Here is a 26,276-nt window from a genome sequence, read left to right as displayed (position 1 = left end):
CCCCGATATCCGACGGGAGTGACCGGCGAATTCGTTGCCAAACCGTGTCACTTCCGAGGGATTGTGGAGACCTTCCCCATATCCACCGACTCCATTCGGGGCAATCCGCGCCATGAGGACGGCCCGGTCGCCTTCCGGCAGGTCGTGGGGGGATCGACTGATTTCAGATTCTCCGGCCATCCGAGGCCCAGCACGGTGAGTGGGGCCATGTCCCACCTCACGGTCGCGGGCCGGGCGCACTCCGCGCCCGGCCCGCACTGTTCACCCGGTCAGCTCGCGGTGCAGGACAGCGTGGGGACGCTGTTGCCGCCGTTCCACGACCCGAGGAACCCGAAGGTCGTGCCGGCCCCGGCGCCGAGGCTGCCGTTGTAGCTCATGTTGCGGGCGGTCACGCTCGCCCCGCTGCTGTTGACCGTCGCGTTCCAGGCGTTGGTGACGGTCTGGCCGCTGGCGAAGGTCCACGTCACGGTCCAGCCCCTGATCGCCGAGCCGCCCGCGGTGACCTTGACCTCGGCCTGGAAACCGCCGCCCCACTGGCCGACCACCTGGTAGGTGGCCGAGCAGCCGCCGGGCCCGGGAGAGACGCTCGCAGACGGCGAAGGAGACGGCGAAGGAGACGGCGAGGGGGACTTCGACGGGGACGCGCTCGGCGACGGGCTCGGCGAGGCGACTTCGACGGTGAGGCGCTGGGCGACGGCGAGGGGCTGCTGCCGCTGTAGATCGACGCCTCCTTGGCCGTCGCCTTGATGCCGTTGGCGCCGTTGAAGATCCTCGTGCCGAAGGTGGTGAGCTGCTTCGGGTCGAAGTTGACCGTCATGTCCAGGATCGGGTCGGTGTTCCCGCTCCAGGACCAGGCGATCCAGCCGAGGCCACGCGCCTGCGCCTCGGACAGAATCGTCTCGTGGTCCACCTCGCCCGAGTTGAACCGCCAGCCGAACTCGCCGATGACCAGTGGCCACCCCTTGGCCTGGAACCGGTTGAGATAGTCGACGATGCTCGCGGCGGTGTTGAACACGGCGTACATGTGGATCGACAGAACGGTGTTGTGCCGGCTGTCGGCGTCCAGGATCGTCTGGCCGTTGTCGCGCATGACGTACTGCCAGTCCTGGCCCCAGTTGGGCGCGTCGACCATGAGCAGGTGCTCGAAGCCGTTGCCGCGCATCTTCCTGATCGCGTTCGCGGTGGCGTCGGTCCACTGACCGGGGTTGGTGTTGCCGATCGGCTCGTTGCCGATGTTGATGACGACGTAGTTCTCCTGGCCGACCAGGACGCTCTTCTGGCTGATCCAGTAGTTGACCGCTTCGTCGAGTGAGGCGGCGGCGCCCTCCTCGCCGTACCCGGTGGTGTCGTGCACCTCCAGCACGCAGATCAGCCGGTTCTGCTTGCACAGGGAGATCACGTTGGCGACGTCGGTGGACGGGCCTTCATGTACCTACCTCGTGGTGGGGGTCCCGACGATCCGGAGCGGAGAACGCCCGGGCGATCGTCACGTGGTGGACGAAGCCGGGCCCGGCGGGACGACCACGAGCAAGGGGGCGAGTCTTCGCATGGACGGTTCCCTCCGAGTACGGACGACCGGCCATGCACGATCAGGCGGAGACCCTGACCGTCCTTCTCCCGCGTGCATGGAAATCTGAAAGGGAAGGCTCACACACCAGCGGATTCACCGTCAATAGTTTGGAGCCCAGAGAAACTCCGCGGCTTGCGGCGGATGAAATATTCGGCGGCGGCAAGGGCGGCCGCGCCGAGGACGACCTCGCTGACGGTGGAGACCAGGCGGCTCGCCAGGGCCACCACCGCGGCGGCGGGGGCGGGGAGCACCAGGGCCAGCGCGGCCGCCAGCACCGCCTCGCGGACGCCGATGCCGTCGGGGATGAACACGCTGGCGATGCCGACCGTCGTGGCGAGCGTGAACGCGCCGACGCACAGGGCGAGCGAGCGCGACGGGGGCGCGCCCACCGCGATGGCCAGGGGCCACAGGTGCAGCCCGGTGACCACCCAGGACAGGCTCTGCCAGGCGACCGCGAGCCGCACTCCCCGGACCGAGACGGCCTGGGCCGCCGAGGGACGGCGCAGCAGCCGCAGCAGCAGCGCCGAGCCCCGGTTGACGATCTGCGGGCGCACCAGGACGAGCACGATCAGCACGGCGGCGCCCGCGAGCCACGCCGCCCGGGCGCCCAGCATCTGCACGCCCGCGAGCAGCCCGACCGTGAACCCGCTCAGCAGCACCAGGCTCATGACGAGCGCGGCCGTGCTCATCAGCCGGCCGAAGCCGACGCCGTTGGCCGTGGCCACCTTGGTGATCGCGATCATGCCGGGCACCCGCCCGGGGACGTACTTGGACAGGAAGCCGACGAAGAAGATCCGCACCACCCGCGGCTCGCTGACCGGGGGGCCGCTCTCCAGCAGAACGACACGCCAGGCGAGGAACCCGAACGACAGTCCCGCCATGCTCGCCAGCAGCGCGCCGCTCAGCAGGAGACCGATCTGCCCGGCGTCGCGCCGGGCGAACAGGACGGCCACCACGCCCCAGTCCAGCCGGCTCAGCGTCAGCGCGATCGCGCCCACGGCGACGAGGACGAAGGCGGCCACCAGCGCCCGCCGGACCGGGCGCGGCAGCCGGGGGAGCCTGGTCGCCCTCACTCGGGCGCACCGCTCGATGGCACCGGGGACAGGCCCGTCCTGACCGGCTCACCCTGTCTGCGGCCCAGTTCGTAGGCGACGCGTACGAGCCCCACGCAGGCGCCGAGGAAGAACGCGGTGTGGAAGCAGAGCTGCATCCAGGCGACCCACGAGGCGAAGCGGGCGCCCCCGTGACGGCGGGCGAACCCGATGAATCTGCGGTTCTTCCACAGGAACACCCCGAGCGTCGCCGCCGGCACGGCCAGCATCCAGGGGCTGACCAGCGCGAGCGGCAGGGTGAGGAAGGTGACCGTGGCGGACGCCGAGGAGATGCTGGGGGGCTTGCGCCGTTTGTGCTGGCCCGTTCCGATCATGTTGAGCTGGAATCCCACCTTCCCCTCGTCGCGCAGCCGCCGGGCGCGCACCATGATCACCGGTAGCGTGGTGGACCGGACGAACCGCTCCACGAGGCATCCCCAGAACCGGTCCTCGTCGTCGGCCTTCGTCACCACCGAGGTGCTCACCACCAGCCGGTAGCGGGCCGGGACACGCGTGCCGAACTCGAAGTCCTCGCCGTCGCGCAGCCGCTCGTCGAGCCGTCCCGCCTCCTCGAAGACATGGCGCGGGATCAGCGTGCAGGACAGGAACGTCGCCGTGGTCTGGCTGCGCTCGTAGTGCTCGCACAGCACCCGGTAGCGCTCGACCGGGCCGTCGTCGTACAGCGGATCGGCGTCGTAGATGCCCTGCACCATGCCGCAGTCCGGGGTGTTCCGGTACGCCTGGACCGCGTTGCGGATCGCGTCCGGCGCGAGGGCCGTGTCGGAGTCGACGAAGAACAGCAGCGGCGCCGAGCTCATCGCCACCCCGAGGTTGCGGGCCACCGCGGGCCCCCCGTTGTACGGCGACTCGACGATCGTGCATGGGAAGTCCCGTGCTATCTCCAGCGAGCCGTCGGTGCTGACGTCGTCGACGACGATGACCTCGGCGGGGCGGTAGGTCTGCGCGTACACCGACTCCAGGCAGGCGCGCAGGGTCTTCCTCTTGTTGTAGTTCGGCACGATGACCGCGACGTCATCACGCCACATCGGCTCGTCAGGCATGTCCGTTCCTCTCGTCGGTCAGGTCGTCGGCAGAGTCGTCGGCAGGGTCGTCTGCGGGGCCCGCGCCGGTCAGGACACCGACATGAGCATGCGCTGGGCCCGGTGATCGGACTGCCTCTCGGCGCCGGGCAGCTCGTAGTCGTGCACCGTCACGTCGGGGGTGGTGTAGAGCCAGTCGATCCGCCACAGCTCGGCGGTCCCCGCCAGGTAGGTCGCCGGGTAGAGGGACGAGAGCGCGGGCGTCCAGTCGACCAGCCCCTCGGGGAGCAGGCGGCGGATGCCCATGGCCGGGGAGGTGTTCAGGTCGCCGGCGAGCACCACGGGGTTGGGGTTGGCCGCGATGTCCGCGCTGATGGCGTGGTAGCTCGCCTCACGCCGGAGAGTCTTGCTCCGGTTGACGTCGCGGGACTCGGCGCTGTAGAGCCGCCATTCGAGCGGGGGCTGGGAGACCTGCGCGTCGTAGAAGGAGACGACGGTGCCGTTCACGTCGATGTCGGTGCGCAGCGTCTCGACCGTGTACCCCTCCGGCCAGTGCCGGAGGACTTCGGGGATCTCCTTCTGGTCGGCCGGCAACCACGGGCGCATGTCGAGGCCGCGGTGCCCGGTGATGGGGAACCGCGAGAGCGTGATCTGCTCGCCGGAGACCGCGACGTGGTAGCCGGGGAACTCGCGGCGCAGCTCCGCCAGCGTGTCGATGCGTAGCGCCAGGTCACCCGTCCAGCGCTGCGCCGGGCGCACGTCCATATGCAGGTATTCCGTCAGCAGGTAGACGTCGGCGTCCAGCTTGTGGAGGTAGTCGTAGAACCCGGGTGAGAACCCGGTGCGGTCGGAGCTGCGCAGGTCCTGGTCCCAGAACTCGGTGTTCCAGGCGACGACGGTGATGGCTCCGGGGCGCGCGGGCGGCGGGGTGTACCAGAGGGCGGCGTAGTTGACTCCGCTCCGCCCGGCGCCGAGCACCGCGGCGACCACCAGCAGCGACATGATCCGCCAGCGGACCGGCCGGGCCAGTGGCGCCACGACCATCAGCAACGCGGGGACCGCCAGGAACAGCAGCGGCGGGATCAGCTCGAGCGGCGCCCACAGCGACGTCCGCCCGCTCGCCAGCAGGTGGCAGACCACGAAGAGCAGCCACGCCACCGTGGCGGTCACGACCAGCCTGGTGCCCAGGCACCAGCGACGCCGGGGACGCACGAAACGGCGGACGCTTGCCGCCCAGCTCGCCGCCGGCTCGGGCGGGGCGGTGATGGACTGCTCCTCGACCAGGGCGTCCCGATCGCTCATCAATCGACACCATCCTCGGTGGGTGGACCGGCGTCGAACGTACTGAGCGCTCCTTGTCGCATCCTTGTCGGCCGCCGACGGCGGGAGGCGCGGCCGGCCCGCACGTACGCGACAAGATTGGGACAAGCCGCCGTGCCTAGCGTGGGCCGAACACGAGGTCTGACATGCACGTTTCGAAACCGACGACCTCCGGCCTCTGGAGCACATCATGAGTCAGGAGCACCCGCTCGTCTCGGTGATCATCCCCAGCTACAACCGGTCCGACGTACTGCGACTCTGCCTCGACGCGGTGAAGGAGCAGACCTATCCGCACATCGAGGTCATCGTGGTGGACGACTGCGGCACCGAGGACGCGGCACGGGTGGCCGAGGCGAAGGGCGCCACGGTGGTGCGCACCCACGTCAACGGCGGCCCGACCCCCGCGCGCAACCTCGGCGCCGAGCACGCCACCGGAGACATCCTGTTCTTCCTCGACGCCGACATCGCGCTCGACCCCGACGCCGTGGAGAACGCGGTGCGGATACTGGAGTCCCACCCGGAGATCGGCGCGCTGGGCGGCGTCCTGCGGCCCGAGTCGCTGGTGTCCCAGAGCCTGGCCTCCCAGTATCGCGCCGTGCAGATGCACCGCTGGTGGATGCCCGCCCACCGGCCCACCCTGGAGCTGCACGCGTCCGTGCTCGCCGTCCCGGCCAAGGTGTTCGCCGAGGTCGGTCCCTTCGACCCCCGCCTGCGCGAGACCGTCTCCTCCGACTACCGCATCCGGGTGACGCGGTCCCACCAGGTGAAGCTGAGCGACGCGATCCGCGGCAGGAAGGACCACGACCCGACCGTACGGACGATCCTGCGCAAGGTGTTCCGCCGCGCCCGCCTGAGCGCCCTGGACTGGCACCAGGGCGAGACGCCCGGTGACTCGGTGCCCCGCGCGGTCGGCGGCGTCCTGCTGCTCGCCGCGGTCCCGGCGCTCGCCCTGCCCATGGTGGCGGGCCGGGCCGGGGCACTCGTGTCACCCGCGCTCGTCGCCGCCGCCGCGGCCCTGGACGCCGGCACCCACCGCTTCGCCTTCGCCCGGCGGGGGGCCGCGTTCGGCGTCTACTTCTCCGGCGTGCACCTCGCCGTCACCTTCACCGGCGCCCTCGGCGGAGCGGTGGGCGTCCTGCAGCGTCTCGCGCTGTCCCGCCTGGAGAAGCCCGCCCAGATGCTCGCGGCCCAGGACTGACCGGCGATGCAGGTCATCGGAACCGGCTTCGGCCGGACGGGAACGCTCTCCCTCAAGACGGCGCTGGAACGGCTCGGCTTCGGGCCGTGCCACCACATGGTGGACGTGTTCACCCACCCCTGGCAGATCAGAAGCTGGCTCGCCGCCGCCACGGCCCGCGAGGTGGACTGGGACCATCTGCTCGTCGGCTACGAGTCGTGCGTGGACGGCCCGACCTCGATCTACTGGCGGCAGCTCGCCGAGCACTACCCGAAGGCCAAGGTCATCCTCACCACACGCGACCCGGACCGCTGGCTGGAGAGCATGCGGCGGACGCTGTTCGCTCAGCGGCGGCGCATAAATTCGCTGCCGGGCCGGGCCGCCGTCCTGCTGTCGTCGCTGCTCCGCACCGACCTCGCCGCGTTCGTCAGGATGGTCGACACGACCCTCGACGCGCGGACCTTCGCGACACCCGCCGACCGCGAACCCGAACGGGCCATCCGGCTGTTCGAGGAGCACGCGGCCAGGGTGATCGCCGCCATCCCGGCCGAGCGGCTGCTCGTCTTCGACGCCGCCGACGGCTGGAACCCACTGTGCGAGTTCCTCGGGGTTCCGGTTCCGGACGAGCCGTTCCCCCGGGTGAACGGCGCCACGGACTTCACCAGGAGCGGCCTCAGCCGGCCCCTGCCGTTGCTGCTGCGCCGTACGAGGCGAGGAGGACATCGATGACGTCGCAGGTACGCCCGCTGGTCTCGGTCATCGTGCCGAACTACAACTACGCCCGCACGCTCGACCTGTGCCTGAGCGCCCTGGAGCGGCAGACCTATCCGCACATCGAAGTGATCGTCGTCGACGACCGCAGCACCGACGACTCGGTGGAGATCGCGCACCGGCACGGGGTGCGGGTCGTGGAGACCGAGACCAACATCGGCGCTCCGGCGGCGCGCAACCTCGGCGTGCAGTACGCGCGCGGGGACGTGCTGTTCTTCCTCGACTCCGACCTCGCCCTGGCCGAGGACGTGGTCGAGCACACGGTGGACCTGCTCACCTCCGACCCCACTCTGGGAGTGGTGTGCGGCACCTACGACCCGGAGCCGCTGATCCCGGACAGCCGGGTGGAGCGGTATCGCAGCCTCCAGCTGCACTACTGGATCTCCGGCGACGAGGGCGAGATCACCACGATCTACTCCGCGCTGTTCGCCATGCGGGCGGAGGTCTTCCGCGAGGTGGGCCCGCTCAACCCCGCGCTGCGGCACAGCGAGAACGCGGAGTACGGCCACCGGGTCACGCAGCGGTACCGCATCGTGCTGGACAACCGGATCAGGGGCAGGCACGACCACGACGACAGGCTCGGCGTGGTGCTGTCGAAGTTCTTCCACCGCGCCCGCCTGCACATCCCGCTGTACCTGCGCCGCCCGGACTTCAACGGCGGCCCGGCTCAGAGCAGCCGCGGCTGGGGCTCGCTCGCCGCCCTGTTCGCCGTGCTCTGCGCGCCGCTGCCGATGCTGCTCGGGCCGGTCTGGCTGGTGGCGCCGGTCGCGCTGCTGGCCGCGTCGATCGCGGCGGACCTCGGCATGTACCGCTTCGTCCTGGGCTACGCCGGCATCCGGTTCACCCTCTATTTCGCCGCGGTGCACTTCCTGGTGAACGTGACCGTCGCGGTGGCGGTGTTCGCCGGCGTCGCCCAGTGTGCGCTGTCCAGCCGGTTCCGGCGTACCTACGACATCCCCGCCCGCTCCGCGTCGGTGGAGGCGTGACATGACCGAACACTCGCCCCTGGTGTCCGTGATCGTGCCCAACTACAACTACGCCGCCTCCCTGGAGCTGTGCCTGCGGGCGATGCAGGCGCAGACCTACCGGCGGATCGAGCTGATCGTGGTGGACGACGGCAGCACCGACGACTCGGTCGAGGTCGCGCGGCGGCTCGGCGTCCGAGTCGTCCGTACGGAACACAACATGGGGGTGGCGGCGGCGCGAAACCTGGGCGCCGCGCACGCCCGTGGTGAAATCCTGGTGTTCGTGGACTCCGACGTGGCCGCCTACCCCGACGCCGTCGAGGTCGCCGTGGGCATGCTCGCCGCCGATCCGCGGCTGGGGGCGGTGTGCAGCATCCACGACCCCGAGCCGCTGGTCCGTCACAGCCTCGTCGAGGAATACCGCGCTCTGCAGTACTACTACTGGACGGCGAGCTCCGAGGGGCCCATCTCGTTCCTGTTCTCGGCGCTGATGGCGATGCCCCGCCGCGTGTTCGACGAGATCGGGCCGTTCAACACCCGGCTGCGCGAGACCGAGGAGGTCGACTACGGCCACCGCCTCACCCAGCGATACGGGATGGTGCTCACGTCGGCGATCCGCTCGCGGCACGACCACGACCACGAGTTGCCCGGCCTGCTGCGCAAGCTGTACCGGCGTGGCCGTGCCCGGGTGCCGCTGTACGCGCGGCGGCGGCGGTTCGCCCGCGGGTTCGAGACCTCCAACAGGGCCGGCGGCAGCCTCGCCGCGCTGGCGGCGCTGGCCGCGATACCGGTGGCGGTGCCGCTCGGGGCGGCCGGCGCCGCGCTCCCGGCCCTCGCCCTGGCCGTGTCGGTCGCGGCCGACCTCGGCATGTACCGCTTCGTGCTGCGCAGGCGCGGCCCGCTGTTCCTGCTCTACTTCGGCGCCGTGCACTTCCTGGTGAACGTGACCATCGCGGCCGGCGTGGCGGCAGGGGCCGCGCGCTGGCTGTGCTCGGCGAGGTTCCGCCGGCTCTACGACCCCGACCTGCCCATGCGCTCCTCGGCCCTCGGGGAGGCCATGTGACGGCGCTCGCCGCGCTCGCACCGCCGCGCCCCGGGACGGGGCGCGGCGCATGACCGACGGCACGCGGGTCGCGACGCGACCCGGCGGGTCCCTGCGCACTCCGAGGGCCCGCCGGAGGATCCCGGTGGTGATGCCGGCGGCGGCGGCCTGGCTGATGTTCGCCGGGCTGCACCGCGCGCTGTCGGGCCGGGTCTGGTGGTGGCAGGTCCCCGAGCTCGTCCCCCCGCTGGCGTTCGCGGCCGTTCCCGTCGTGCTCCTCGCGGCGGTCGCGGTGGCGCGTCGCGCGCGCCGTACGGCCGTCGCGATGGCTCTGGTGTCACTGGTGCTGGGCGGGGGCGCCGGTGGGCTCAACCTCGCCTCCTTGTGGCACCGCGCCACTCCGGCTCCGCCGGACGCGATCAGCGTGTTCTCCTGGAACACCTGGTATTGGGACCAGCCGGCGGTGGGCGGACAGCCGAAGCCCCCGCCCACCGGCACGCCCCGGCGGGACGTCGAGGCTTTCTACCGCTATCTGCGGGCCCAGCGCGCCGACGTGCTCCTGCTGCAGGAGTACGTCTACTTCGGCGCCGACTCCCGGCCGATCCGGGTGAACGACCTCGACAGGCTGCGCCGCGAGTTCCCGGGCTACCACGTCGCCACCGTGGGCGAGCTCGTGACGCTGTCGCGCTTCCCGATCGTCGCGCAGCGCGGCCTCGACCTGCGCCCGTGGCTGGAGGACGGCCGCGACACGCCCGTGCCGCCCGGCTCCGGCTGGCCCGGCTTCCACACGGTGAAGACGCTGCGCACGGACCTGCGCGTCGGCGGCAGGACCGTCTCGTTCTACAACACGCACATCAACACGCCCGTCGACTCGTCGCCGCCGGGCCTGGACCCCCGCCGCCTCAACCGCACCCAGCATGAGGCGCGCAAGGCCAACCTCCGCGCGCTCGCGGCCGACGTCCGGGCGAACCCGCTGCCGGCCTTCCTGGCCGGGGACTTCAACGCCTCCCCGGCCATGGGCATCCTGCGCCTGCTGCCGCAGCGGCTGACCGACGCCGCCCCCGCGATCGACTCCCTCTACCCCGCCACCTGGGACGACCGGTGGCCCCTGTGGCGGATCGACTGGGCGTTCACCACCCCGGAGGTCGCCGTACACGAGTATCGGCTGGTCCCCTCGCAGGGCCAGTCCGACCACAGCGGCCAGCGTCTGGTCATCTCACTGACTCGGTGACCTGGGCCAGCAGCAGGTCGCGCGGCTGAGCCCGCAGGCCCGTCCGCACGAGCGGTTCCGCGTCGCCGCGCAGCATCCGCAGGTGCAGCGCGCGCAGCTCGGGCCCCGGCTCGACGCCCAGGCGGTCGGCGAGATACCCGCGAAGACGGGCGTACAGGGCCACCGCCTCCGCGGTGCGGCCGAGGGCCCACAGGCCGCGCATCAGCATGTTCGCGAGGGGCTCCGCGAGCGGGTAGTGCGGCACCAGCGGGGTTAGTTCGGCGACCACCATGTCGGGGCGGCCCTGGCGCAGGTGCGCCTGGGCCCAGGTGGCGAGGGCGCCGACGAACTGCTGCTCGATGCTGTACCGCATGCGGGCGGCCCAGTCGCCCGGAACGCCGGTCAGCGGCGCGCCGCGCCACAGCTCCATGGCCTCGGCCAGCAGCGCGGCCCGTACGGCGTCGTCACGGGCGTTCTGCGCCTGCCTGGTCAGCCGGCGGAACCGATGGGCGTCCACCCGCTCGGGGTCGACCTCGAGCGCGTACCCGCCGCCGCGGCGCTCGATGGCGACCCCGGTCCCGGTCAGCGCCTGCCGCAGCCGGGCTATGTGGGCGTACACCGAGTCGGTCGCCCGGTCCGGCGGGTCGTCCCAGACCCGCTCGATCATCGTACGGAGCGACACGGGGCGGTCGGCGTCGACCGCCAGGGCGGCCAGCACCGCGTGCCGCTGGGGTGGTCCCAGCGGGACGCGGCGGCCGTCCAGGGTGACCTCGACCGGTCCCAACAAGCGGACGTCCATCGGCTTCCTTCCATGTCGCTCTCACAACGAGAGGGCGGCCGCCAGGGACGGGTGGTGGACGAGCACGAGCGTCACACCCAGGGTCGTGGCCCACACCATCGAGTTCGCGACCATGACGCGGTCGCGCAGCAGGATGCGGACCGGGTCACCGCCCTCCTTGTCCATCAGCTGGATCTGCAGGTATCGGAAGAGCGCGAACAGCGCGAACGGCGTGGACAGCATCATCGCCGTCTGACCGTGCTGGGGTCCGAACGGGCCCTCGTCACGCAGGTACATCAGGCCGGAGACGAGGGCGAGCACGGAGGCGATCTGGAGCAGCCAGTTGGTCAGCTCCATCGAGTAGCCGCGCAGCGCGGGCCGGTGTACGGATCCGCCGTGCAGCAGCTCCTGGCGGCGCTTGCCGAGCAGCAGCAGCAGGGACATCGAGAACACCGTGATCAGCAGCCAGGCGGGCGCCCGGCCTCCGGTCACCTCGAACCCCTGCACGACGCGCAGGACGAAGCCGGCCGCCACCGTCCCCACGTCGATGAGCGGCAGGTGCTTGAGGAAGCGGCTGTAGGCGACGTTGAGCAGGAGATACACCAGCACCGGCCAGTACGACGCCGGGGCCTGGGCGACGATCACGGCGAGCAGCGCCAGCAGGACGGCGCAGCAGGCGCCCGCGGTCAGCACACCCACCCGGCCGGCCGCGATGGGGCGGTGGCGCTTGACGGGATGGTGCCGGTCGCGGTGCCGGTCGGCGATGTCGTTGCCGATGTAGACGGCGGCCGAGGCGACCATGAAGGCCACCGTGGCCGAGACGACGCCCGCCACCTCGGCCAGGCCGTAGGAGGGTGCGCCGATGAGCGCCACGGGGACGAGGAGGATCGCCTTGGCCGCGTGGGACGGGCGGATCAGGCCGGCGAGGTCCGCGACCAGGCGGGTCCGGGTCCGCACGACCCGGTCCTGCGCCTGTTGCGGACGCTCCGGGCTGTCTGGAAGGTCTGCCGATTCGACGACGCGCATGCTCTCCCCGTCAGCTCAGAAGAAGACTTTCGCCAGCGCCAGCGCGCCCTGCCGCCACGCGTCGCGGCTCGTCTGGCCCGCGCCGCGCGCCGACCCGGCCGCGCGCTGTTCCCGCCACCACGCGTACGTACGGAGGATGGCGTCCCGGTTGGACAGCCGCGGACGGAAACCGAGCCGTTCACGGGCCTTGTCGATGCTGACGTAGGAGTCGGCGAGCAGCTTGCGCACCAGCCGTCCGTACACCGGGGACAGCCGGGTGCGTTCCAGCAGCCGGAGCCCGGCCAGGGCCGGGCCGGCGGGCACCGAGACGACCCGCCTGCCGTGGCCGGCCGCGTCGAGCACCGCCTGGAAGTCCTCGCGCAGCGTGCCGAATTCGGCGGCCGCCAGGTTGTAGGTGTCGTTGGCGACGTCGGCCGGCGCGTCGAGGACGCCGACGATGGCGTCCACCAGGTCCTCGACGGCGAACATCTGCACGCGCTTGTCGCCCCTGCCGAGGACGGGGAAGTTGCGCCCCTCCTCGGCCCATTCGAAGAGCATCGCGAACAGGCCCATCCGGCCGGGGCCGAGGAAGGTCTTGGGGCGCAGGATGGGCAGGCACATCCCCCCGGCGCGGTACTTCTCGGCCAGTTCCTCCGCCTCGGCCTTCGCCCTCGTGTAGGGGTCGACCGGCTCGCGCGGGTGATCCTCGGGCGTGGGCACGAGCGTCGGCAGCCCGTACACGGCCGTGGAGGAGATGTGGACCATCCGCTCCACGCCGGCCAGGCGCGCCGCCTCCAGGACGGTGTGGGTGCCCCCGACGATCAGGTCGTGGATCTGCTCGGCGGGGTAGCTCGGCAGCGCGCCGGCGCAGTGGACGACCACGTCCGCCCCGGTCATCGCCCCGCGCAACAGCCCCAGGTCGCGTACGTCGCCGCACCGGTGCCGCGCCGCGAGCAGCGGGTCGGCCTGCGGGCGCAGGTCCACCCCGAGCACGTCGTGTCCATCCATGACGAGCCGGCGGGCCAGGTTGCCGCCGAGCATTCCGGCGCTGCCGGTGACTACGACCCGCTGGACCACCGCGACCCCACCTTCTCTCGTACGAACCGGCTGAGCAGCCGCGGCAGGCCCTTGGACAGCGTCTTGTCGAGGCTCTCCAGGAAGAATTCGACCTCTTCGGGTTCGATGACGAGGGTCGGCGCGACGACGAGGGGATTGTCGGCGTTCGGGCTGTAGTAGGAGACGATTCCGTGCTCGCGGTAGAGGTCCGCGATCACCGAGAGAGTGATCAACTTGGTGCGGAACCGCGGATCGTGGGAGAAGCCGGGCGCGAGCTTGCCGGCCAGGTCGAGCACCCTGGGGCCGCCGCCGAGGAACACCCCCCACAGCGCGCCCACGCCGCTCACGCGGCCGACCACGTCGGGATGGCGCTTGGCGATGTTCTCCAGGCCGGGCCCCAGGACACGCTCGATCTGCCGCGCCCTGGCGGGGTAGTCCTCCTCGATGGCGATGTTGATCGCCTCGATGGCGGTGACGGTCTCCTCGCCGAACCCGTAGTAGGTCGTGCTGTGCAGGATGACGTCGGAGAGACGGTCGTACGCCTTGCGGAAGATCGGCTCACGCGCGGTGTATCCGGAGATCGACGCCTTCCCGCCGCCGAGCGACTTGGAGTACACGAGGATGTCGGGCAGCAGGTCGGGGTAGCGCATGAAGTAGAAGAGGCTGCCCGTCTTACCCCATCCCGTGTAGACCTCATCGAAGATGAGCATGATGTCGTTCGCGTCGCAGAGCCGTCGCAACTCGTACAGGTCCGCCTCGGACCAGCAGCGCATGCTCGACGCGCTGTACGGCTCGGCCATGATCGCGTAGACGTCGCACTTCCCGTCCGGGGTTCGGGCGTTCTCGATCAGCTCGCGGACGGCCGCGACGTCGCCGTAGGGGTACACGGCGATGCCCGGAAGGCCGGGGAAGCGGAAGGAGTTCTCGGCCGAGCCCGTCAGGCTCCCCGCGCCGAGGGTCTTGCCGTGGAAGCTGATGTCGGAGCGCAGGATCGTGTTGCGCCGCCCCTCGTGGTACTTGTACGCCAACTTGACGGCGCCCTCGTTGGCCTCCGCGCCCGAGTTCGGGAAGTAGGAGATGTTCAGGTCGCCCGGCAGCACTTCGGCCATGTTGTGGCTCAGCGCGGCCACGTACGGCGAGAAGAACGCCTTGTGCACCTCCATGCGCCGCCGCTCGGCGAACCGGCGCCGCACCTCCAGGATGCGGGGGTGGTTGTGGCCGTGGTTGAGCACCCCGACCCCGCCGGTGACGTCGAGGACCTTTCGCCCGTCGCGGGTCCAGATCCAGGCGCCCTCCGCGCGCTCGACGAGTTCCCGGCCGAAGCCGAAGGAGGTCATGAGATTGACCTGACTGCGGCTGACGTACTTCTTGTACAGGTCCTGGACCTGTTTCACGGTGAGGTTCTCACACGCGTCGAGGCCGATCAGTTCAGACACGTTACGCCCATCCCCTTACGTGCTAGGAAATTGCACGTGGTCAATGGTGGTGAAAGCGACCACACCCCGCCCCATACGAACGCGTGTAGGTCGGCGTTGAGGAGCGGGACGACGGAAAGAAAAAGCGGCCGGAATCGGCCGCCGCGAATTATCGGTCGGATCTCACGGTTCCCGCGGAGGATTTCCCGTGGGCCGGGTGACTCACCGGTCTCAGCCGCTCGCGGTCGCCGCGGGCCGGCGGACCGGACGACGACCAGATGCTGCGCAGCAACCGCCGCACGGCCTGCGCCTGGTCCTCCTCGGTCTCCTCCTCCCGGGCCCGCTCGCGCGCGAACAGGCGGAGCAGGTCGTGCATGCCGTACCAGTCCTGGTCACACGCCTCGAGAAGGTGCGCGTCGGCGAGGCGGTCCAGCAGGTCGGCGGTGCGCGGCTCCGTGCGGTCGGCCAGGGCCGCGGCGGCCGCGACGCTGACGGCAGAGCCGCCGGCCAGGCTGAGCAGCCGGAACATGCGGGAGGACTCGGGATCGAGCCTCCGGTAGCTCGTCATGAAGCACGGCCGCACGGCCCGGTCGTCGGTCTGGAGTTCGGACAGGCGGTGGTCCTCCACCGCGAGCCGGTCCGCCAGGGCGCGCAGCGACAGGCCCGGCCGGGCGATCAGCCGGGCGGCGGCGATCCGGACCGCCAGCGGCAGCCCTCCGCACAGCCGCACGATGGCGCGCGCCGCCCGCGGGTCGGCGGCGACGCGTTCCGGCCCGATCAGGCGCCCGAGCAGCATGCAGGTCTCGTCCTCGGTCATGACGCCGAGGGGAAAATGCGACACGGCGTCCAACGAGGTAAGCGTCCTGCGGGCCGTGATCAGCACCCGGCAGGTGGGACTCGCCGGCAACAGCGGGCGAACCTGCGCGGCGTCGCAGGCGTTGTCGAGCAGGAGCAGCAGGTGCCTGCCGCCGGTCAGCGAACGGAACCGCGCCGCCACCTCGTCCACGTCGGGCCGGACGGCCCTGTCGTCGCCGAGGGAGCGCAGCAGGCGGGCCAGCACGTCGGCGGGGTTCAGCGGTGCGACGTCCGGTGTGCAGCCGTGCAGGTCCACGTAGAGCTGCCCGTCCGGGAAGTGGTCCGCGACCTGGTGGGCGACGTGTACGGCCAGCGCCGACTTGCCCGCTCCCGCCGCGCCCGTGATCGCCGAGACCGCGACCGCGCCCGGGCCGGCCGAGGTCAGCGCCGCCCGCAGGCGGGCGATCTCGGCGGTCCTGCCGGTGAAGGCCCGGCAGTCGATGGGCAGCTCGGCCGGGGCGGGGGATCTGAGGGCGGCGCTCGCCTCGGGCGGCGCCAGGGCGGGGTCGTCCGCGAGGATGCGCTGGTGCATGCGCCGCAGGTCCGGGCCGGGGTCGATGCCGAGCTCGGCGGCGAGCACCCCCCGCGCGCGCTGGTACGCCGCCAGCGCGTCCGCCCGGCGTCCGGAGCGGTACAGAGCCAGCATGAGGTGCGCCCGGAGGCGCTCGTTCAACGGGTCCCTGCTGGTGAGGGTCTCCAGATCGGCGAGCATCTCGCCGTGCCGGCCGAGCGCGAGCCGGGCCTCCAGCGAGGCGTCCACGACGACGGCCCTCAGCCGCTCCAGGCGCGCCGCCTCGCCGCGCAGCGGTGCGGGCAGGGGCAACCCCTCCAGGACGGACTCGCCGCGCCACAGGCCGAGGGCCCGGGTCAGCCGTTCGAGCGCGGTGTCGTGCCGCCCCTCGGACAGCGCGCGCAGGCCCTGCTCGGCAAGGTCCTCGAACAACGTCACGTCGATCTCGCCGGGCGTGACCCGCAGCACGTACCCGTTACAGCCCGCCTCGATGCGGGACGGGGTGCCGAGCACCCTGCGCAGCGCGGAGATGTAGGTGTACAGGTTCGACTCGGCGGCGGCGGGAGCCCGTTCGCCCCACAGCCAGTCGAGCATCCGTTTGCTCGGGATCGCCCTGCCGGCGTTGAGCAGCAGGGCGGCGAGCAGAACCCGCTGTTTGCGCCGCCCGAGCGGGATCGGCGTCCCGTGGGAGGTACGGACTTCGATCGGTCCGAGGATCTTGAAATCCATGTGATCACCCTGCAGTGCCCGACGTTCACCGACAGGAACCGTACAAATGCCGATAAAGGCTGATTTGTTGGGAACTATGATCGAGAGAATCGGCCTGCGGGCGGTACTCACGTAAAAGGAATAATGCTATTACGTCATACGAATTCCGGGCCCGCCGGAATTGCATGAACAGCGAGTGGGCATGTGGTGTTACGGACTTTCCTTATTTATATCGGCGCGGGGATCGGCCCGCATTCTAGGGGTCGACTGCGGTGCCGGTGCCGGGAAAGAGCCGGTATTTAATTCGACTCGGGCCGGGTGGAGCAATGCGGGCCGGGGTCCTGGCAATGAAACGGCCTCCGGTGCGGCGGATCGCGCCGCACCGGAGGCCGGGGAGATGTCAGGGGTGAGATCGATCCGGATCGTCGGGCCGTCCGCCACGTCGGCAGGGACCGGCGTGGCGGGCCGTGGACCAGGTGACGTGCCGGGTCGGCTCGCCCGTCAGGGCCTGGTTATCGGTTCCAGGTCCACTTCTGGTTGTTGCCGCCGTGGCAGGAGTACAGCTGGAGCTGGGTGCCGTTGCCGGTGCCGGCGCCGACGGCGTCGAGGCACAGCCCGGACTGGACGCCCTGGATGCTGCCGTCGGAGTTGACGCGCCACTTCTGGTTGTCGCCGCCCCAGCAGGAGTAGATCTGGATCTTGGCGCCGTTGCCGGTGCCGGCCGCGTCGAGGCACTTGTTGCCGTACACGCGGATCTCACCGGCAGAGGTGGAGCTCCAGGTCTGGTTGGTCTGGCCGTTGCAGTCCCAGATCTGCAGGGCGGTGCCGTCCGAGGTGCTCGCGTTCGGCACGTCCAGGCATCGCCCGGAGGCGACACCGCGGATCGGTCCGCTGCCGTTGCCGCCACCGGGAGTGGGCGAGGTGCCCGGGCTGGGCGACGTGCCGGGGCTGGGCGAGGTGGGGGGGTTCGGCGAGGCGGCGTTGAGGGCGTTCAGCACCGAGGTGTACGCGGCCTTCTTGTTGCCGTTGCTGTCGAACAGCAGCGGGCTGGTGTTCGCGCCGAGCCAGGAGTCGCTGTCACGCACGCCCCACACGGTGATGCCGATGCAGCGGGAGACGGCCAGACAGTCGTTGACGACGCTGGCGTAGGTCGAGGCCGACCCGCCCTGGATGTCCAGCTCGGTGATGGCCACGTCCACGCCGAGGGCGGCGAACTGGGAGATGGTGGTGCGGTAGTTGCTGTTGTACGGGCTCTGGCTGTTGAAGTGCGACTGCAGGCCGACGCAGTCGATCGGCACGCCGCGCTGCTTGAAGTCCTTGACCATGTTGTAGACGCCCTGCGTCTTGGCCCAGGTCCAGTTGTCGATGTTGTAGTCGTTGTAGCAGAGCTTGGCGGACGGGTCGGCGGCGCGCGCGGTGCGGAAGGCGACCTCGATCCAGTCGTTGCCGGTGCGCTGGAGGTTGGAGTCGCGGCGGCCGCCGTTGTTGTCGTCGTAGGCCTCGTTGACCACGTCCCAGTAGGGGATCTTGCCCTTGTAGTGGTTCAGGACGCCGTTGATGTGGTTGATCATCGCCTGGCGCAGCGAATTGCCGGACATGTTCCGCATCCAGTCGGGCTGCTGGGAGTGCCAGGCCAGGGTGTGGCCGCGCATCTTCTTGCCGTTCTGGGTCGCCCAGTTGTAGATGCGGTCGGCGTTGGTGAAGTTGAACTGGTTCTGGTTCGGCTCGGTCGCGTCGATCTTCATCTCGTTCTCGGCCGTGATCATGTCGAACTCACGGTTCGCGATGCCGGTGTAGGTCCCGTCACCGAGTTTGCCCGAGGCGATGGCGGTGCCGAAGTAGCGGCCGCTCTGCTGGGCCGCCGCGGCCAGCGTGCTGGCCGCCGCGTCGGCGGGAACCGACACCGTCACCAGTGCCGAGGCCGCGCCGAGCACGCCGATCGCGCCGGCGACCAGGGCCCGGCGCCAGCTGTTGGTGGATCGCGGGCTTCCAGACGGGGGTAAGGCGTTTGCGCCCATGCCTGAGCCTCCATGGCTGAACGAACGAATAGGGGGACACACGGGGGGATCCCGTGGAATCGACGCCGCGCTCCGTCGTCGGGAACGCACACCACGAGGGCGTCGTAAGCGCGGGCCCCCTGCAGTGCACCACCACCGGGCAGGGGGACCGCCTTGGGGACTCAGTGTGGGAATCGCGCCGAAATGTGTCAAGACTATTTAGAAAAGTTTCGGCATCTTCGTCTCACGAGGAGGTCTCGTACATGTCCAGAGCACGAAATCTTTTCGAGGGCGTCGTTGTCGCGGGCCCGTGACAAGGGCTGGGCCGGTGTCGGCCGAGGTCGTGAACGATGAAACTTTCAACTTGATGCGACGAGCGTCCGGCGACGGTGATCTCGATGCCCAGATGGGCGCATCGCACCCATGTGGGCCGGCCCGGCGGGCGGCGGGCCACTTGACAGCGCATCCCGGCCTCGGATTTGCTCCGGCCACCACCACCTCCACCCATCCGAGGGAGAGGCGACTGTGTACGACATGTGAAATGTGAACGTTAACAATCATTGAACGTAGGACTGCGGCGACCGGAGGCCGCGTGACCCGGACAGACACCATGTCCTCGGTCCGCTGCCGATGCCGGCGCGAGTCCGCCGGGCCGTGCCACCAACCGGCCCGCTCTACCGGTCTTCGCCGCCGTGGGCTGCGCGGCAGGGTTCGCGCTCCCGGGCATCCGGCCGCTGAGGGTGTGCGCTGACCGCCGCCGAGGAGGCGGTCGCCGTACTGACCAAGGCGTACCGGCTCGCGCGCGTGGTCGAGGAGGAGACCGGGCTGGAAGGTTACGACCCCCAGACCGATCGGCCGACCGCCGAGAACGATCTGGCGAGCGCCGTCACCGAGTTCACGGGCATCGTGCGGTGGATAGCGGAGACCCTGCTCTGAGCCCACGCCACCCGCGGTTGCAAGCGGGCGAGATCCGTTGTCCACCGCGGGCAGCCGTGACACGTGCCGATCGGCCCCGCCTGTGAGGGCGGGGCCGACAGCGTTGGGGGAACGTCGCCTTACTTCATGTTGGCGACGACGAACGGTGCGTGGCCGTGCAGGTAGTTGTTCCACCCGCCGGTGACCGGCGCGCCGGGGGAGAGGATGTTGGTGGAGTCGGTGCCGACGTCGAGCTTCCAGGCGGCCCAGGAGATGCCGTTCGCCTTCATCCAGTTGATCCAGGTCTGCGCCTCGTCGAGGCAGACCCTGCCGTCGAGGCCGCCGTCCGCGTTGCTCGCGCCCCACTCGGTGACGAACAGCGGCAGTCCCGCCCTGATCGCCGCGTCGCCCTTGGCGCGCAGGGAGGCGCCGTGCGTGCACGAGTAGAAGTGCAGCGTGTACATCAGGTTGGTGCCGGAGACCGGGCTGGTCGCCGCGGTGTCCACGTCCTGCGACCAGGTCGGGGTGCCCAGCACGATGATGTTGTCCGGGTCGGCGGCGCGGATCGCGGACACGACCGCCTGGTGGTACGGCTTCAGCACGCCGGTCCAGCTGAGCTGCAGCGGCTCGTTCCAGTCCTCCCAGATGACGTTGGGCAGGTGACCGTAGCGCTTGGCCAGGTCGGAGAAGAACGCCACCGCCTGCGCCTGCTCCTTGTGGGCCTCATGCGCGTGGAAGTCCACGATCACGTACACCCCGGCGGCGACGGCGTTGTTGATGATCGTTTCCACCTGCGAGCGGGCCTTGTTCGGGTCGCTCAGGTAGGCGCCGGCCGGCTCCACGCCCATCGCGGCCCGGAACACCTGCAGGTTCCAGTTGTCCCGCATCCACTTCAGCGCGGACAGGTTCTCGGCGTACGGCGCGGTCTCCCAGTTGAGCCACATGCTGCTCACGCCGCGAAGCTGGACCTTCGCGTTGTTCTTGTCGCACATGGTGGTGCCGCAGACGTGCAGCTGGCCGTGCCGTTCGACGGGAGTGCCGGTGCCCGGCGTGACGCTGGGGCTCGGCGAGGGCGAGGGTGAGCGCGTGGGAGAGGACGAAGGAGAGGGAGACGGGCTGGCGGACGTGACGCCGCCGGTGCAGGTCACGCCGTTCAGGGCGAAGCCGGACGGCACCGGGTTGGAGCCGTTCCAGCTGCCGTTGAACCCGAATTCCGTGCTGCCTCCGGTGGGGAGGCCGCCGTTGTAGGAGAGGTTGGTCACCGTGACCTGGGAGCCGGACTGGGTGTGGGTGCCGTTCCACAGCTGGGTGATGGTCTGCCCGGCGGGGAACGACCAGGTCAGCTTCCAGCCGTTGATCGGGTCACCGAGGTTGCGGACGCTGACGCTCGCGCCGAAGCCTCCTTGCCATTGGTTGGTGACCGTGTAGCCGACCTGGCACCCGGCCGCGGCGGCCGACGCGGCGTGCGTGCCGGCCACACCGGTACCGGCCGCCACCAGCGCGGCGACGGCGGCGGCCGACAGGCTCAACCGGCGGCGCAAAGAGCTGACTTGTCGCATAGATGTTTTCCACTTTCCGAGATGTGACGTTTCCTCGGGGCGACGAATACGCCCTGGTGGAACACCAGTTGAGGACCGGCGCCGGCGCGGAGCGGTGTCCTGGCGCTGACGTTTCGCGACGCCGATGTCCGCGGATGGTGCTCTGCCGCGGTGAGCCAATCCCGGCGAGGAGGGGCGAGTCAACGAGGTGAGGGTTTGCCCTGTTCTCGCCTCGCCGCGTGGAATGCCGTTCGAACAGGCGCTTCGCGGAAGCATGGGGAAGACCGGCCGTCACAACGGCGATGAATGTTTCAGCCCTCCTGCTTCCCGCAAGGACGGGCGGATACGGCGATCAGGGGGCCGGTGCCGGAATCCGTTCGTCTTCCTTGTTACGAGTCATCCAGAGGTAGACCAGCGCGCCGGCGAACAGCGCGATCGAGGTCCACTGGTTGATCCGCAGCCCCAGGAGCGTCACCGCGTGATCCACTCCGCCCACCGGGTCGACCCGCAGCCCTTCGATCCAGAAACGCCCGAACGTGTAGCCGGCGACGTAGAGGGCGAACAGGCGGCCGTGGCGCAGCGTGAACCGCCTGCCGGCCAGGATCAGTCCGAAACCGAGAGCCGCGTCCCACAGCGACTCGTACAGGAACGTCGGGTGGTAGAGCACGCCCGGCTCGCCGCCGTGCGCCTGGTCGATCTCCAGGCCCCACGGCAGCGTCGTCGGGCCGCCGTACAGCTCCTGGTTGAACCAGTTGCCCCACCGGGCGATGGCCTGCCCGAACGCGAGGCCGGGCGCGATCGCGTCGGCCACGGCGCCCAGAGGCAGCCCCCGGCGGCGGCAGGCCAGCCACACACCCACGCCTCCCAGGGCGACCGCGCCCCAGATGCTGAGCCCGCCTTCCCAGATGAACAGCGCCCGGTACGGCTCCTTGATCGCGCGCGGGCCGAAGTAGGTCTGCCAGTCGGTGATGACGTGGTAGAGACGAGCGCCGATCAGGCCGAAAATCACTCCGGGAACCGCGATGTCGCTGATCGCGCTCTTCTCGCCGCCGCGGGCGCGCCAGCGGCGTTCGCTGAGCCAGGTGCCGAAGACGATCGCGACGACGAAGCACAATGCGTAGGCCCGGATCGGGATGAATCCGAGATACCAGACCCCTTCGGAAGGGCTGGGTATCGAGGCAAGGGGCATGCCGGTGAGGCTAGTCAACGCGAGGCCGGCCGGCCGCCTTCGTGACCTGACCGCAAAAAATCAGGTCTCAGAGAATTCGGAGAAAACCGCGAGTTGCGGCCCTTGGTCCTCAACATCCCGACTGCGAGCTTCACGGCGCTGAGTGAGGCGTCGTACCGGTCGGCGAACCGGTTGTTCGACGGCAACGGAGCGCCAGGCGGCGCGTGCGTGGCGGATTGCGCCGCCACGCACGCCGGTTATCGGATTCCGATGACGACCTTTCCGAACTGGTTGGTCGATTCGTAGTAGCGGAGCGCCGCGCCGGCTTCCTCGAACGGGAACACCCGGTCGATGACGGGCCGAAGCCGGTGCGCGGCGATGATCTCGTTCAGCCGGGTGAACTGCGCGTAGCTGCCGACGGCCAACGCCCGGACCGTCCCGGCGACACCGAACAACAGGCGAGGGTCGAGGGGAGGCCAATTACCGGAAACGGACCCCACGAAGGCGACGTGTCCGTTGATGGCAAGCGACTTCAGCGACTGTTCCAGGGTCCCGGCGGTGTCGACTACCCGGTCGACGCCGCGACCGCCGGTGATGTCGCGGACCGCGGTGTGCCAGTCGGGAACGGCACGGTAGTTGACGACCTCGTCGGCGCCCAGCTCACGAAGGCGCTGCTCCTTGTCCGCCTGGCCGGTCGTGGCGATCACCTTCGCGCCGAGCAGCTTGCCCAGTTGTACCGCGAACAGCGATACGCCGCCCGATCCGGTGGTCAGCACCGTGTGCCCTGGCCGGATCCCAGGACCGTCCCCGGTCAGCGAGTTCCACGCCGTGACCGCGGCACACGGCAACGTCGCTGCCTCGGCGTAGGAGTAGGAAAGGTGCTCGGGGATGGGGGACGAGGGCCTGCTCCGGCATGACGGCGAGTTCGGTGAGCATGCCGTCGAGGGAGCCTCCCAGTTGTGGCAGGGATGACGGCTGCAGGGGGCCGTCCAGCCACTGCGGGAACACCGTAGCCGTGACCCGGTCGCCCGGACGCACCCGCTGGACACCCGGGCCCACGGCGACGACCTGCCCGGCACCGTCGGAAACAGGGATGACGTCCGGCTTCACCGGCAGCACGTACTGCCCGCGCAGCACCAGCAGATCGCGGAAGCTGAGCGAGACGGCGTGGACCATGACCGCGACCTCGCCGACGCCCGGCGTGCGCGGTCGGCGGGTCCGCAGCGACAGCCCATCGATGCCGTCGCCGCTGTTGACGTGGTAGCTCCGGACGGACGATGGCAGTGCCGCCGTCATCGCGGTCATCCCTCGATGAACTGGTAGTCGCTGACGATGCGACCGCCCGCGCCGAGCATGAGGATCTCCAGCCCGATACCGGCCACATCGCCACCGGCACGAGCCACCATCTCCCAGTGGAACTTGACCACGTCGTGGAGCTGTTCGGCATCGCCGCAGGGCCGGAAAACGAAGGTGCCCGGGGCGACGAATTCTTCGTAGGCTCGCGTCACCCGGACCTCCAGTGCGTCATGGCCGCGCGCCTCCAGGACGAGACGATCGAACCCCAGCCCTTCAGCGGCCTGGCGCATCTCCTGAGGGGGCTGCAGGACGTGGACCGCGTCGGGGGACCACAGTGCGCGGATGGCGGCGCGGCGACGTTCCGGGTCGGGTTCACTCCACACGGCGACGTAGCGGTCTGTGAGGTCCTTCAAGTCGATGTCGGCCATGATGATCCTTTGGTCGTGGATAGTCGTTTGCGACCACGACTGTGCTGCGCCCGGCGAGCCGCCACAATTCCCCGCAGGGAATCGCCTGCCGGCACTGAACCCGGTACACAGGAGGAATGATCACCGAATCGGCGAGCGGCGGACTCGCGGGCGCGTTGCGCACGTGGCGCACCCGCCGACGCGTCAGCCAACTCGAACTGGCGGTGCGCGCCGGCACCACGCAACGGCACGTCAGCTTCATCGAGAGCGGACGCTCGACCCCTGGCCGGTCGATGATCATACGGCTGGCCGAGTCGCTGGAGGTGCCGATCCGCGAACGCAACGAACTGCTCCTCGCCGCGGGATTCGCGCCCGCGTACCCACATACCGACCTGGACGACCCCCAGTTGGCGCCAGTCCGGACCGCCCTTGATCGCGTCCTCCACGGCCACCTGCCGTACCCGGCTGTGATCGTCGACCGGCACGGCGACCTCATCTCGGCCAACGCCGGGTTCCACGTGATCACTCGCGAGGTCGACCCGGACCTGCTCGCCCCACCGGTGAGCGTCCCCAAGGTCCTGCTGCACCCACGAGGTCTCGCGCCGCGCATCGTCAACCTCGACGAGTGGGCATGGCACATCATCCACCGCGTCCAAGCCGAGAGCCTGCGTAACCCGAGCGACCGGCTCCGCCGCCTCGCCGCGGAACTCGCCGACCTGGCGCCACCGCGTCCACGGCACCTGCCGCCACATCACCTCGGCTTCGCGGTGCCGCTGCAACTCCGCACGAGCGACCCGGACAGCCGGGAACTCCGGCTCATCACCACACTCACCCACTTCGGTACCGCCACCGACGTCACCATCGCCGAACTGCGACTGGAAGCATTCCTACCGGCCGACGAAGCGACCGGCGCCGCACTGGCCGAGCTTGTCACGTGGTGAACACCATCCGCTGACGCCGCTGGGCGGGCGTCGGAGATCCGAGTGCGGGATCCGTCTGGCTCTGCCGAGAAGTGGACTTCCTGCTGCGTGATGTAGCCCAGTGCGATGTCGGCGGCGCTCAGATGCGACCTGCCGTATCGGTCACAGGCGGATGTGGGCGGTGATCGGCAGGTGGTCGCTGCCCGTTCTCGGCAGCGGGTGGATGTCGGTCACCGCCATCGCGCGGGTCAGGATCTGGTCGATACGTGCCAGCGGGGCGCGGGCCGGCCAACTGAAGGCGAAATCGCGGGGTGGGGCTGCCATCAGCGAGAGGACCGGGCGCAGCCCGCGGTCGTCGACGGTGCTGTTGAGGTCGCCCAGCAGAAGGATGCGGTCGAGCGGTTCGGCGGCCAGCACCGCGCCGAGCCGGTGGGCGCTTTCGTCGCGGCGTACGGCGTCGAATCCCCCTGCACCGATGCGTACCGAGGGCAGGTGGGCGACGTAGACGGCGAGGTCGCCGTGCGGGGTGCGGGCGACGGCGCGCAGCCCGCGGTTCCAGTCCGGGCCGACGTCGTGCGGGCGGATGTCCACCGTGGCCGTCTCGGTGAGAGGGAAGCGGGACCAGAGGCCGACGGTGCCGTGCACCGTCCGATACGGGTACTCGGCGTGCAGCGCGGCCTCCCAGGCCGGCAGGGCTGCCGGCAGGAGTTCCTCCAGGCCGATCACATCCGGCCGGGCCGCGATCAGCGTGCGCGCCGTCCCGGCCGGGTCGGTGTTTTCGTCACTGACGTTGTGCTGCACGGCGACCAGGTGATGTGGCTGTTCTCCTCGGGGTAGTAGGTGTCCGCCGAACTGGGCGAACCAGGCGGCGACCGGCAGCAACGCGGCCAGCGCACCCGCCGCGGAGCGCCGCCACCAGGCCAGGCCGAGCAGCACGGGAACGGCCAGCGCGAGCCACGGCAGGAACGTCTCGACCAGGCTGCCGAGATTACCGATCCCGTTCGGCATCAACTGAGGGAAGGCCAGGACGGCGGCGGTCAGCACCGCGACGGTGACCAGGGCGACACGGAAGATCGGCACGCGGCGATCTTCGCAGGCCCGCTCGTGACCACCAATCCGATCTGCTCCGCAAGATCCCGATGCTCCAGGCGAAGCTCGCTGAGCTGCCCGAAGAGCTCCAGCGCGAGCTGTTCATGGCCCTCCACCTGGAGATTTGCTATGACGCCCGCCTTGGGGTGGCGTTGATCCGAATCACCCTGGACTACGAGACGATCGAATCGCGGAGATGGCGGAGGAACTTCCCGGAAACGAAAACAGGCGCCTGTCGGAGACAGGCACCTGTGCCGAAGATTTGGTGAGTGCCCCCGGCAGGATTCGAACCTGCGGCACCCGCTTTAGTCTCCAATCTCCCCCTGGCGGAGCAGGCCGTTCGGGCCTGAAAATCGGGGTGGTTGCTCGCTGACGTCGTATCTCCTTGGTCGTTCAGGCCGTGCTTTAGTCGGACGCCGGGAGCCACGCCTG

General features: G+C 70.1%; 24 protein-coding genes. 7 read left to right on the top strand and 17 right to left on the bottom strand.

Annotation, left to right across the window (positions count from 1 at the left end; all coding sequences use genetic code 11):
* Positions 1-269: 269 nt before the first annotated feature.
* From HHX30_RS43505 to HHX30_RS31140, 5 genes are all read right to left on the bottom strand, one after another.
* Entirely contained in the window at positions 270-545 is a 276-nt protein-coding gene (locus tag HHX30_RS43505) for a cellulose binding domain-containing protein (RefSeq protein WP_311922945.1), read from the bottom strand.
* Entirely contained in the window at positions 464-1,399 is a 936-nt protein-coding gene (locus HHX30_RS43500) for a cellulase family glycosylhydrolase (protein ID WP_211592813.1), read from the bottom strand. The genes HHX30_RS43505 and HHX30_RS43500 overlap by 82 nt, the downstream gene beginning before the upstream one ends.
* Positions 1,400-1,647: 248 nt before the next feature.
* Positions 1,648-2,643, bottom strand: a complete 996-nt coding sequence (locus HHX30_RS31150; protein WP_169986372.1) for a lysylphosphatidylglycerol synthase domain-containing protein — start codon at positions 2,641-2,643, stop codon at positions 1,648-1,650.
* The gene (locus tag HHX30_RS31145; protein WP_169986370.1) at positions 2,640-3,722 is read right to left on the bottom strand and encodes a glycosyltransferase family A protein; all 1,083 of its coding nucleotides are present in this window, start codon (positions 3,720-3,722) and stop codon (positions 2,640-2,642) included. The genes HHX30_RS31150 and HHX30_RS31145 overlap by 4 nt, the downstream gene beginning before the upstream one ends.
* A 69-nt stretch (positions 3,723-3,791) precedes the next feature.
* A complete protein-coding gene (locus HHX30_RS31140; RefSeq protein WP_169986368.1) occupies positions 3,792-5,003 on the bottom strand; it encodes an endonuclease/exonuclease/phosphatase family protein in 1,212 nt (403 codons plus the stop codon).
* Between the two features lie 208 nt (positions 5,004-5,211).
* On the opposite strand from HHX30_RS31140, the gene HHX30_RS42910 reads away from it, so the two are divergent.
* Genes HHX30_RS42910 through HHX30_RS31115 form a run of 5 tightly spaced genes read left to right on the top strand, consistent with a single transcriptional unit; the run spans position 5,212 to position 10,207 of the window.
* Positions 5,212-6,219, top strand: coding sequence for a glycosyltransferase family 2 protein (locus HHX30_RS42910; protein WP_169986366.1), 1,008 nt, complete (start codon positions 5,212-5,214; stop codon positions 6,217-6,219).
* Positions 6,220-6,225: 6 nt separating this feature from the next.
* Positions 6,226-6,927, top strand: a complete 702-nt coding sequence (locus tag HHX30_RS31130) for a sulfotransferase family protein (protein ID WP_169986364.1) — start codon at positions 6,226-6,228, stop codon at positions 6,925-6,927.
* Positions 6,924-7,955: a glycosyltransferase family 2 protein gene (locus HHX30_RS31125; RefSeq protein WP_169986362.1), complete on the top strand. Its 1,032-nt coding sequence runs from the start codon at positions 6,924-6,926 to the stop codon at positions 7,953-7,955. The genes HHX30_RS31130 and HHX30_RS31125 overlap by 4 nt, the downstream gene beginning before the upstream one ends.
* Before the next feature lies 1 nt (position 7,956).
* A complete protein-coding gene (locus tag HHX30_RS31120; protein ID WP_169986360.1) occupies positions 7,957-8,997 on the top strand; it encodes a glycosyltransferase family 2 protein in 1,041 nt (346 codons plus the stop codon).
* A 49-nt stretch (positions 8,998-9,046) separates the two neighbouring features.
* Positions 9,047-10,207: an endonuclease/exonuclease/phosphatase family protein gene (locus tag HHX30_RS31115; RefSeq protein ID WP_169986358.1), complete on the top strand. Its 1,161-nt coding sequence runs from the start codon at positions 9,047-9,049 to the stop codon at positions 10,205-10,207.
* Here the strand turns inward: HHX30_RS31115 and HHX30_RS31110 are convergent.
* The 6 genes from HHX30_RS31110 to HHX30_RS31085 form a co-directional block, all read right to left on the bottom strand.
* Positions 10,188-10,985: a BTAD domain-containing putative transcriptional regulator gene (locus HHX30_RS31110; RefSeq protein ID WP_169986356.1), complete on the bottom strand. Its 798-nt coding sequence runs from the start codon at positions 10,983-10,985 to the stop codon at positions 10,188-10,190. The genes HHX30_RS31115 and HHX30_RS31110 overlap by 20 nt on opposite strands.
* Positions 10,986-11,006: 21 nt before the next feature.
* On the bottom strand, positions 11,007-11,990 hold the full coding sequence (locus HHX30_RS31105; protein ID WP_169986354.1) for a UbiA prenyltransferase family protein: 984 nt from the start codon (positions 11,988-11,990) through the stop codon (positions 11,007-11,009).
* Between the two features lie 15 nt (positions 11,991-12,005).
* Positions 12,006-13,046 (bottom strand): NAD-dependent epimerase/dehydratase family protein, encoded by a 1,041-nt coding sequence (locus HHX30_RS31100; protein ID WP_169986352.1) that lies wholly within the window; start codon positions 13,044-13,046, stop codon positions 12,006-12,008.
* On the bottom strand, positions 13,028-14,461 hold the full coding sequence (locus HHX30_RS31095) for an aminotransferase class III-fold pyridoxal phosphate-dependent enzyme (protein WP_169986350.1): 1,434 nt from the start codon (positions 14,459-14,461) through the stop codon (positions 13,028-13,030). Before HHX30_RS31095 ends, HHX30_RS31100 begins: the two co-directional genes overlap by 19 nt.
* Positions 14,462-14,609: 148 nt before the next feature.
* Entirely contained in the window at positions 14,610-16,535 is a 1,926-nt protein-coding gene (locus HHX30_RS31090) for a BTAD domain-containing putative transcriptional regulator (RefSeq protein WP_169986348.1), read from the bottom strand.
* 491 nt (positions 16,536-17,026) lie between these two features.
* Positions 17,027-18,532 carry an endo-1,4-beta-xylanase gene (locus HHX30_RS31085; protein WP_169986346.1) on the bottom strand — a complete coding sequence of 502 codons (1,506 nt, stop codon included), beginning with the start codon at positions 18,530-18,532 and terminating at the stop codon, positions 17,027-17,029.
* Between the two features lie 783 nt (positions 18,533-19,315).
* On the opposite strand from HHX30_RS31085, the gene HHX30_RS42905 reads away from it, so the two are divergent.
* On the top strand, positions 19,316-19,447 hold the full coding sequence (locus HHX30_RS42905) for a hypothetical protein (RefSeq protein ID WP_283246936.1): 132 nt from the start codon (positions 19,316-19,318) through the stop codon (positions 19,445-19,447).
* A 119-nt stretch (positions 19,448-19,566) separates the two neighbouring features.
* Here HHX30_RS42905 and HHX30_RS31080 read toward each other — a convergent pair whose 3' ends face one another.
* From HHX30_RS31080 to HHX30_RS31065, 5 genes are all read right to left on the bottom strand, one after another.
* Positions 19,567-20,985, bottom strand: a complete 1,419-nt coding sequence (locus tag HHX30_RS31080; protein WP_169986343.1) for a cellulase family glycosylhydrolase — start codon at positions 20,983-20,985, stop codon at positions 19,567-19,569.
* A 331-nt stretch (positions 20,986-21,316) separates the two neighbouring features.
* Entirely contained in the window at positions 21,317-22,153 is an 837-nt protein-coding gene (lgt, locus tag HHX30_RS31075) for a prolipoprotein diacylglyceryl transferase (protein WP_169986341.1), read from the bottom strand.
* Between the two features lie 236 nt (positions 22,154-22,389).
* Entirely contained in the window at positions 22,390-22,908 is a 519-nt protein-coding gene (locus tag HHX30_RS40920; RefSeq protein ID WP_311922944.1) for a zinc-binding dehydrogenase, read from the bottom strand.
* Positions 22,793-23,308, bottom strand: coding sequence for an alcohol dehydrogenase catalytic domain-containing protein (locus HHX30_RS43835; RefSeq protein ID WP_396705996.1), 516 nt, complete (start codon positions 23,306-23,308; stop codon positions 22,793-22,795). The genes HHX30_RS40920 and HHX30_RS43835 overlap by 116 nt, the downstream gene beginning before the upstream one ends.
* A gap of 125 nt (positions 23,309-23,433) precedes the next feature.
* Positions 23,434-23,856 (bottom strand): hypothetical protein, encoded by a 423-nt coding sequence (locus HHX30_RS31065; RefSeq protein ID WP_169986339.1) that lies wholly within the window; start codon positions 23,854-23,856, stop codon positions 23,434-23,436.
* Positions 23,857-23,972: 116 nt separating this feature from the next.
* Between HHX30_RS31065 and HHX30_RS31060 the strand changes: the two genes are divergently transcribed.
* The gene (locus tag HHX30_RS31060; RefSeq protein ID WP_169986337.1) at positions 23,973-24,776 is read left to right on the top strand and encodes a helix-turn-helix domain-containing protein; all 804 of its coding nucleotides are present in this window, start codon (positions 23,973-23,975) and stop codon (positions 24,774-24,776) included.
* 141 nt (positions 24,777-24,917) lie between these two features.
* Here the strand turns inward: HHX30_RS31060 and HHX30_RS31055 are convergent, their stop codons facing one another.
* Positions 24,918-25,835, bottom strand: a complete 918-nt coding sequence (locus HHX30_RS31055) for an endonuclease/exonuclease/phosphatase family protein (protein WP_311922943.1) — start codon at positions 25,833-25,835, stop codon at positions 24,918-24,920.
* Positions 25,836-26,276 lie beyond the last annotated feature (441 nt).

Source organism: Microbispora sp. H10836 (assembly GCF_012999525.1).
Taxonomy (GTDB): domain Bacteria; phylum Actinomycetota; class Actinomycetes; order Streptosporangiales; family Streptosporangiaceae; genus Microbispora.
Note: the sequence above shows the minus strand (reverse complement) of the source record. Positions and strands in the feature narration are given on the sequence as shown.